This is a genomic window from Pseudoalteromonas sp. P80D2, from assembly GCF_036680945.1.
GTDB classification, from domain to species: Bacteria; Pseudomonadota; Gammaproteobacteria; order Enterobacterales; family Alteromonadaceae; genus Pseudoalteromonas; species Pseudoalteromonas shioyasakiensis.
Window position 1 is genome coordinate 1 of the sequence record NZ_JAZDAR010000030.1, and the last position, 8,333, is coordinate 8,333.

Here is an 8,333-nt window from a genome sequence, read left to right on the forward strand (position 1 = left end):
CATCAAAGTACCCACATAAAAAAAGAAATGCCAGTCAGCTTAACTGACTGGCATTGGGCTTTAAGCCTCTTTTTTATTAACTGGTTTTAAACTCTACCTCAACCTTGTTTTCTTCAAGTTTTACCTTACACGGTGGGTATTGGCGGTTAGTGAGTAGAACTTTTTCGAAAATATGAATTTCGACGCCAGAATGCAGTTTTTTATTAACGACTAATTGCGCATCTTCCAGTAAATCATGCAAGTGATGCTCTAAGCTTGATAGCTTTTTCTCAAGCATTTCAGCTTGCTCGCAATAGTGCATTTGTGTGGCACCAATTTTTGCGAGTAACTGTTTTTTCTTTTCGGCGTCTTTTACTTGATCTGCTTTTTCGATAGCTTCTTGCAAAGTATCAAGTTGTGAATCTGTTTGTGCTAAATCTTTTAAACACTGATCTGTTTGTGCGGTGACATCAGCACCCGAAGCTGCTAAGTGAATAACCATTTTAGCGCCAGATTCATTGCCAATTTCGCCGGCAATTAACATTTGTGCGTCTAAGATCTCTCCGCCGAATAGCTTGCCTTGCGGATTATCCTCTTGGCCTATTTGCAACAGCTTAGTGGCTTTCATTGTGCAATGGCTGGCTTGGCGTTCAATGAGGATATTATTGGCTTCAAGGTAGCAGTATTGACCATGTGATAAGTGAATGTCACCTTGGCTGATAATATTACATGACAGCTTTTTATCTTCGAGCTGGTGACCAATTACACCTTGTTTTATAGTGATATCGCCAGCCGCTGATAAATGACCAGATTCCACAGTACCCATAACTGTGATATCGCCTTTGGCATTAATACGCATGCCTGGTTCAACGTTATGAGTCACGATAACGCTACCTTCAAAATCTACGTGGCCACTTTTTACGTTTACATCGGCAATAGTAAAAATATCATCAACACGCATACCATTAGCAATATCAACAGGTACACCAGCGATCACAGAAATTAGCTCGAGCGGGTTATTTTTTGATATTTCGGTGCCTTCACCTGCGACTAGCTTGGTGTTTTCCCCCGGTTTTGCAGGAAGTACATCACCAGTAACAGTAAATCCTTCTTTGCCAGGAGTAGCAGGAATTTGTTTTATAAGTAATACACCAGGTTCGACACTGGCGAGCTTGCCAAAGTCACGCATATCGGCTGTGCCGTCTTCACGTAGCTTAGGTGTTTTTAAGCGGTCTTTTAAGGTCTCAACCTGTGGTACAAACTTAGACGGTTGGCCATCAATCGGTAAACGGCCTTTTGCGAGCACTCCTTTAGCAACTTCACCTGCAGGTAGCTCAAACTGTTGTTGTAATAACTTCTCTAAGAAAGCTTGCTTATAACCGCGGGCAACCCCTGCTTTGATAAGCTCTTTTTTAGCATCGTCAAGCGTCATGACTTTGCCACCTTCAGCTAAAGTCAGCTCGCCTGTGGCAAGCATTTTATCATCACTCAAGGTGACAACTAGGTTCGCATCATGTTTAGAGGCAACAACAAGCATGCGCTCATTTGAATCGCTTTTGAAGAAATTATTGATAGCTTCATGATCCACTCTGCATTCGCAAAATGGTGACTTTTCTAATGCTTCGATAATAAACGCAGCACTAGGAGGCGAGTTTTCATGAACATCTAATAAAACGTTGCCGTTGTGAGCGAGCTTAAACACCTGGAGATCCTTTTTTACTACATTAGCTAAAGGTTTTACTTGTTATAACAACAGAGTGCTAGAGATTTGCTAATGAGTCAAGAATTTCGGGTGAGGGAAGTAAGAACTTTTTCTAAAAAAGTGCCAGCAACTTTGCGTTGCTGGCAGGGCTGATTAGTTTGTTGAAGGTAGCTCCATGATACCGTCAATTTCAACTTGCACGCCTTTTGGTAGCGCACGTACGCCAATTGCGGCACGTGCAGGGTATGGTTGCTTAAAGTACTGGCTCATCACTTCGTTAACAATCGCAAAGTTAGATAGGTCAGTTAAAAAGATATTCACTTTTACCATGTCTTGAATTTGACCACCCGCAGCTTGGCAAACAGCTGTTAGGTTTTTGAATACTTGGTGAGTTTGCTCAGTAAAGTCTTCAGAGATCACTTCCATCGTCTCTGGTACAAGTGGGATTTGACCTGATAAATAAACAGCCGTGCCTACTTTAACTGCTTGGCTGTAAGTACCGATTGCTGCAGGCGCATTATCAGTAGAAATAAAAGATTTGTTCATGATTATCCTTGTTACTTTTTACGATAGACTCTTTGCACATCAGGCATAACGCGAATGCGGCGCATAATGTTAGCAACATGAACGCGGTTTTTAACCGTGATGCCTAAATCTATCATGTATAAATTACTTTCTTTTTCGTCAGTTGCTATTTCAACAATGTTGGCTTGGGTTGAGGCAACAACATTGGTTAATTTAGCCAGTGCACCTTGGTGATTGATAATCTCAATACGAAGGGCTGCAATATATTCTTTCTCTGGGTTATCGTCCCATTTTACAACTAAGTATTTTGAGCGCTCTTTTTCCCAACCACGAATGTTTTTACATTCTTGGCGGTGAACAGTAAGGCCTTTACCCTGGCTGATATAAGCTGTAATAGCATCGCCAGGTACAGGTCGGCAGCATTTAGAGTAATTAACTAACATGCCTTCAGTACCTATGATGGTTGCTTTTGCTTTTTGTGCAAGGTCATCTAGGTCGTCAGCATCAACTTGCATCAAGCGTTTTGCAATAAGCACACTCATAAGGTTACCTGAGCCTATTTCGACTAATAGCTCAAGTACGGTATTTAGTTCATGCTCTTGAAGTACACGGCGAATGTTTTCATCTGGAATATCATCCAGTTTGGTTTCACCAAGTGCTGAGTCTAGTAAACGTCGACCGAGCAGCATGGCTTCTTCATGCTGTTGGCTCTTCAGGTAATTGCGAATACCTAAACGTGCTTTACCTGTTACAACAAAATTTAGCCAAGTTGCATTAGGGTGCGCCCCTGAGCTGGTGATGACTTCGACCGTTTGCCCTGTATCAAGCGCTTTGCTCAGCGGATGAGGTTTACGGTTAACGCGTGCACCTACACAGGTATTACCTACATCAGTGTGAACTGCATAAGCAAAGTCGACTGCTGTTGCACCCATAGGTAGTTCAACGATACGGCCATCTGGCGTGAAAACATAGATCTCTTCAGGGAATAGCTCTGTTTTAACGTTTTCAACAAACTCAAATGATGAGCCCGCACTTTGCTGAAGCTCCAGTAAGCTTTGCATCCATTGGCGAGCACGCTGCTGTGCTGTGTGGCCTGCGCTATCACCTGCTTTTTTATACATCCAGTGAGCAGCCACCCCTTTATCTGCCATATGATCCATGTCGTGGGTACGAATTTGAATCTCAACAGGAATACCATGAGGGCCAACTAATGAGGTATGGAGTGATTGATAACCATTAGTTTTTGGTACAGCTATATAATCTTTAAAACGGGTTTCTATTGGTTTGTAAAGGTTATGAGCAACACCTAATACACGATAACAGGTATCCATATTATCAACATTGATACGGAACGCGTAGATATCCATCACTTCGTTAAACGACAGCTCTTTATTAAGCATTTTTTTGTAAATGCTATAAAGGTGTTTTTCGCGGCCAGATATAGTTGCTTCGATGCCAGACTCTTCTAAACGCGCTTCAATTTCAGTCTTAATATTACTGATAACTTCTTTACGGTTACCACGTGCTTTGACCACTTCTGATCTTAATGCGCGATGACGCATCGGGTATAACGCTTGAAAGCCTAAATCTTCTAATTCATTTTTAATATCATGAATACCAAGGCGGTTCGCAATTGGCGCATAAATCTCTAGAGTTTCACGGGCAATACGACGGCGTTTGTCAGGGCGCAGTGCGCCTAAAGTACGCATGTTATGAGTGCGGTCAGCCAGTTTAATTAAGATCACGCGAATATCTTGAGTCATTGCCATGATCATTTTGCGGTAGTTTTCGGCTTGGAATTCTTTTTTATCTTTAAAGCTGAGTTTATCTAGCTTACTCACCCCTTCAACAAGCTCGGCAACCGTGTCGCCAAAAATTTCAGCTAAGTCTTGTTGGCTAAAGTCAGTGTCTTCAATCACGTCATGCATCAGGGCAGCCATCAGCGTTTCGTGGTCTAAGTGCATGCCGGCAAGTATTTGTGTCACTTCGACAGGGTGGGTGATATAAGGCTCGCCACTTGAGCGTGTTTGGCCTTCGTGGGCTTCGCGAGCGACCACGTATGCTTTTTGTACCAGCTCAATATCAGCAGGTGGTAAGTATTCGGATATTTTCTTTTTGAGGCCTTCGAATAGATACAAAGTCACACTCCAATGCGCAAATGAAGTAAATCGGTAACGGTATGAATAGAATATACGATGAAAAGAAGGGCTTGCCAACGGCTAGTGTGGAAATACTAGCCGTATAGCTAAATCAAAGCGGGGAGCTTGATTACTGGTTGCCACCTACGATAGCAGCCACAGCAGCCATTTCTGCTGCTTCTTGATGTTGTTGTTCTTCACGATCAATTAAGTCCATAGAAGAGCTATCTACTAACCCTTTCTCAATTTCACGTAAAGCAATAACCGTTGGTTTATCATTTTCAGCATCAACGAGTGGATCTTTACCACCAACCGCGATTTGGCGGGCACGACGAGCCGCAACTAAAATTAAGTCAAAACGATTACCAATTGCATCTACTGCATCTTCAACAGTTACGCGAGCCATCTCAGCACTCCAAATAAATTCTTAAGCAAAGGCGTAGTTTACTGTACCAAGTTAAATTCGCCAATAGCTTGTGGTTAATTTTTATCTTATTCTTAAAAAGTATTACTTAAGTAAGTTCTCTAATAACGCCTGATGGCGCACAGTTTGGCTTTTTAACGATAAACGTTTAGCCATAACGATAGTTTCGATTTCTGTAAGTGCAGTATCAAAGTCATCGTTAACAACAACATAATCATACTCATTATAGTGCGATGTTTCTGATTGTGCTTTTGCCATTCTTCCTGCGATTACCTCTGCAGAGTCTTGACCACGGTTATTTAAGCGTGATTCAAGTTCTTCTTTTGATGGTGGAAGAATAAAGATAGTCTCAACATCATCAACTAATTTGCGGATTTGCTGAGCACCTTGCCAATCGATATCTAAAAATACGTCAATACCTGCTGCAAGTTGGCTTTCGATTGCTTGCTTAGACGTACCATAGTAGTTATCAAACACTTGCGCCCATTCAAAAAAGTCATTTTTCTCAATTAGCGCTTTGAACTCATCCACAGAAACAAAGTGATAGTGCACACCGTTTTCTTCACCCGGACGAGGTGAGCGAGTGGTGTGCGAAACCGATACTTTCATATCGCTGTGTTTCTTTAGTAAAGCACCAATTAAGCTTGATTTACCAGCCCCTGATGGAGCTGACAAGATAAATAAATTTCCGCGAGTTTGCGCCATGATCTGTCTCTAATAAAAAATAAACAGGCTCGGACTATCGCTAATCCAAGCCTTTAATTGAACTATTGTACTTTATTTCGCTAAAAGTGCTCAAGTTTGCCTGCTTTTAGACTTTTTAAAACAAAAGACCCAGCAGATGCTGGGTCTTATAAAAATGCTGTAAAGCGTGATTATTCAATGTTTTGGATCTGTTCGCGCATCTGCTCGATTAACACTTTTAGCTCTACCGCAGCGTTTGTGATATCACTGTTGATAGACTTTGATGCTAATGTGTTTGCTTCACGGTTGAACTCTTGCATCATAAAGTCTAGGCGTCGGCCACATGCGCCGCCTTTAGTTAAGATTTTTTTGGTTTCTTTAACATGCGATTTTAAGCGGTCAAGTTCTTCAGCAACATCTTGCTTTTGCGCAAGGTAAATAAGTTCTTGCTCAAGGCGAGACTCATCGATATCTGTTTTTAGTTCTTCTAGCTTTTGGTTTAGTTTTTCGCGCTGCCATTTAGCAATTTCTGGTAAGTGGCCTTCAACAATAGTTACTTGCTCTAAAATAGCATCAAGGCGAGTTGCTATCATTTCTTGTAAGTTTGCGCCTTCATCGCCGCGAGCTTGTTTAAAATCTTCAATCACTTCATCGAAGCCTGCAATTAGCGCAGTGTTTACGCTATCCATATCGAGCTCTTCGGCTTCCATAACGCCAGGCCAACGTAAAATATCAACAGGATTTATGTCACCATTGCTTTGGTTTTGCACCCATTGTGCGCTTTTTATTAATTGCTCAGCGAGTGATTCGTTAATCGTTAACTCACCAACATGCGCTGGATTTGCAGCAAACTTTAAGAAAACTTCAACCTTACCGCGTTGTAAATGTTTACGTAAACGCTCACGAATAACCGGTTCCATGCCACGAAATTGCTCAGGTGCGCGGATAAAAGTTTCAAGGTAACGTTGGTTTACTGAACGAATTTCCCAAGTGCCAGTGCCCCATTCGCCTTTAATTTCGCGGCGCGCATAAGCTGTCATGCTGTGGATCATGGATGATTTCCTAGTGTTATAAATTTACAAAGTTGACTGATTATACCGAATCAGCTTTTAACCTCTAGCGTAAATTTTCTGAAATGTGCTTTTCTGATGCAGTTAATTATGTAAATGAACATGGCATCTGGCACCACATCGACTTATAATGTGGCAAATTCAGAATTAAGGGGATCGTTAATGCGTCCAAGCGAAAGAACACCTAACCAAATTAGACCGGTTACATTCACACGTAATTACACTATGCATGCTGAAGGTTCAGTATTAGTAGAGTTTGGAAATACTAAAGTTTTGTGTACAGCAACAGTTGAAGCTGGTGTGCCACGCTTTATGAAAGGCCAAGGTAAAGGTTGGGTTACGGCTGAATACGGTATGTTACCTCGTTCAACACATACTCGTAATGGCCGTGAAGCATCGCGCGGTAAGCAGGGCGGTCGTACTATGGAAATTCAACGCTTAATCGCACGTGCACTTCGTGCCGCGGTTGATTTAAAAGCGTTAGGTGAAAACACCATTACTATCGATTGTGATGTTATTCAAGCTGATGGCGGTACACGTACAGCATCAATCAGTGGCGCGTGCGTTGCATTAGTTGATGCGCTTACTTACATGCGTAGTAAAGGTATGATCAATTCAAACCCACTTAAGCATATGATTGCGGCAATTTCAGTTGGTGTATATAAAGGTCAACCAATTAGTGACCTTGAGTACCTAGAAGATTCTGAAGCCGAAACAGATATGAATGTGATCTTGACCGAAACTGGCAAAATCATCGAAATTCAAGGTACTGCTGAAGGCGAACCTTTCTCATTCGACGAACTTGATGAGCTACTTACATTAGCTAAGCACTCAATTCGTGAAATTATTGACGTTCAAAAGCAAGCATTAGCTTAATAAAGAAGTAGGTTTATTAGTTATGAAAGATTATCAAAAAGAGTTTATTGAATTCGCACTTGAAAAGCAGGTGCTTAAATTTGGTGAGTTTACTTTAAAGTCTGGCCGCACTAGCCCTTATTTCTTCAACGCTGGTTTATTCAATACCGGTCGTGACCTTGCACGCTTAGGTCGCTTTTATGCAGCGGCACTTGAAGATGCGGGTATTGATTACGATGTATTATTTGGCCCTGCTTATAAAGGTATTCCAATCGCAACGACTACAGCGGTTGCTTTAGCTGATCATCACGACAAAGATGTACCTTACTGTTTTAACCGTAAAGAGAAAAAAGCACACGGTGAAGGTGGTACATTAGTAGGTTCTGAACTTAAAGGTAAGATCATGTTAGTTGATGACGTGATCACTGCAGGTACAGCTATTCGTGAGTCTATGGAAATCATTGCAGATAATGGTGCAGACTTAAGTGGTGTTTTAATTGCACTTGACCGACAAGAGAAAGGTAAAGCTGAGTTATCTGCTATTCAAGAAGTAGAGCGCGACTTTGGCACTAAAGTTATCTCGATTGTAAAACTAGCTGACTTAATTAGTTACCTAGAAGCCAAAGGTACAATGGGTGAGCATTTAGCTGCAGTAAAAGCATACCGTGATCAATACGGCATTGCTTAACACCTAAAAACGCGAACAATTTAAAGGCCCAGCTATATTGCTGGGCCTTTTTGTTTTTAGAGTCTTGTACTTTTATGGCCTTAAATACGGTTAAAAAGTTACTGAAGCGTTAATAAAGTTTCTCTTTTGTGGTGTTTAGACTAAAAAGGATACAAAAGGCAGTTTTTTTAAAGTTTTCTCAAAAAAGTGCTTGCGTTAATTCGCTGCATCCCTATAATGCGCATCCACCGACACGGCGGACTGCTTACAAAAAAGCAAAACGACGAGT

The 8,333-nt window shown here is 41.5% G+C and carries 8 protein-coding genes; 2 read left to right on the forward strand and 6 right to left on the reverse strand.

Features of this window, described 5'->3' with window-relative positions; translation table 11 throughout:
* Positions 1 to 76: 76 nt before the first annotated feature.
* From VRK28_RS08540 to VRK28_RS08565, 6 genes are all read right to left on the reverse strand, one after another.
* Positions 77 to 1,681, reverse strand: a complete 1,605-nt coding sequence (locus tag VRK28_RS08540) for a DUF342 domain-containing protein (RefSeq protein WP_130167298.1) — start codon at positions 1,679 to 1,681, stop codon at positions 77 to 79.
* A 153-nt stretch (positions 1,682 to 1,834) separates the two neighbouring features.
* Positions 1,835 to 2,227: a RidA family protein gene (locus VRK28_RS08545; protein WP_054554223.1), complete on the reverse strand. Its 393-nt coding sequence runs from the start codon at positions 2,225 to 2,227 to the stop codon at positions 1,835 to 1,837.
* A gap of 11 nt (positions 2,228 to 2,238) precedes the next feature.
* Complete coding sequence (gene spoT / locus VRK28_RS08550) at positions 2,239 to 4,344, reverse strand: bifunctional GTP diphosphokinase/guanosine-3',5'-bis pyrophosphate 3'-pyrophosphohydrolase (RefSeq protein WP_054563422.1); 2,106 nt, start codon at positions 4,342 to 4,344, stop codon at positions 2,239 to 2,241.
* Between the two features lie 130 nt (positions 4,345 to 4,474).
* Positions 4,475 to 4,750: a DNA-directed RNA polymerase subunit omega gene (gene rpoZ / locus VRK28_RS08555; protein ID WP_054554225.1), complete on the reverse strand. Its 276-nt coding sequence runs from the start codon at positions 4,748 to 4,750 to the stop codon at positions 4,475 to 4,477.
* A gap of 102 nt (positions 4,751 to 4,852) precedes the next feature.
* The gene (gene gmk, locus VRK28_RS08560; RefSeq protein WP_054563423.1) at positions 4,853 to 5,473 is read right to left on the reverse strand and encodes a guanylate kinase; all 621 of its coding nucleotides are present in this window, start codon (positions 5,471 to 5,473) and stop codon (positions 4,853 to 4,855) included.
* Positions 5,474 to 5,643: 170 nt separating this feature from the next.
* The gene (locus VRK28_RS08565; RefSeq protein ID WP_138601109.1) at positions 5,644 to 6,504 is read right to left on the reverse strand and encodes a YicC/YloC family endoribonuclease; all 861 of its coding nucleotides are present in this window, start codon (positions 6,502 to 6,504) and stop codon (positions 5,644 to 5,646) included.
* Positions 6,505 to 6,684: 180 nt separating this feature from the next.
* On the opposite strand from VRK28_RS08565, the gene rph reads away from it, so the two are divergent.
* Complete coding sequence (gene rph / locus VRK28_RS08570) at positions 6,685 to 7,398, forward strand: ribonuclease PH (protein WP_054554228.1); 714 nt, start codon at positions 6,685 to 6,687, stop codon at positions 7,396 to 7,398.
* Positions 7,399 to 7,420: 22 nt separating this feature from the next.
* Positions 7,421 to 8,065 (forward strand): orotate phosphoribosyltransferase, encoded by a 645-nt coding sequence (gene pyrE / locus VRK28_RS08575; protein ID WP_251603099.1) that lies wholly within the window; start codon positions 7,421 to 7,423, stop codon positions 8,063 to 8,065.
* The last annotated feature ends 268 nt before the right edge of the window (positions 8,066 to 8,333 follow it).

What these genes read in the sequence shown, in the direction of transcription:
- VRK28_RS08545 (WP_054554223.1), bottom strand. Translation starts at nt 2,227, where the DNA reads ATGAACAAATCTTTTATTTCTACTGATAATGCGCCTGCAGCAATCGGT.
- pyrE (WP_251603099.1), top strand. Translation starts at nt 7,421, where the DNA reads ATGAAAGATTATCAAAAAGAGTTTATTGAATTCGCACTTGAAAAGCAG.
- rph (WP_054554228.1), top strand. Translation starts at nt 6,685, where the DNA reads ATGCGTCCAAGCGAAAGAACACCTAACCAAATTAGACCGGTTACATTC.
- VRK28_RS08565 (WP_138601109.1), bottom strand. Translation starts at nt 6,504, where the DNA reads ATGATCCACAGCATGACAGCTTATGCGCGCCGCGAAATTAAAGGCGAA.
- gmk (WP_054563423.1), bottom strand. Translation starts at nt 5,473, where the DNA reads ATGGCGCAAACTCGCGGAAATTTATTTATCTTGTCAGCTCCATCAGGG.
- rpoZ (WP_054554225.1), bottom strand. Translation starts at nt 4,750, where the DNA reads ATGGCTCGCGTAACTGTTGAAGATGCAGTAGATGCAATTGGTAATCGT.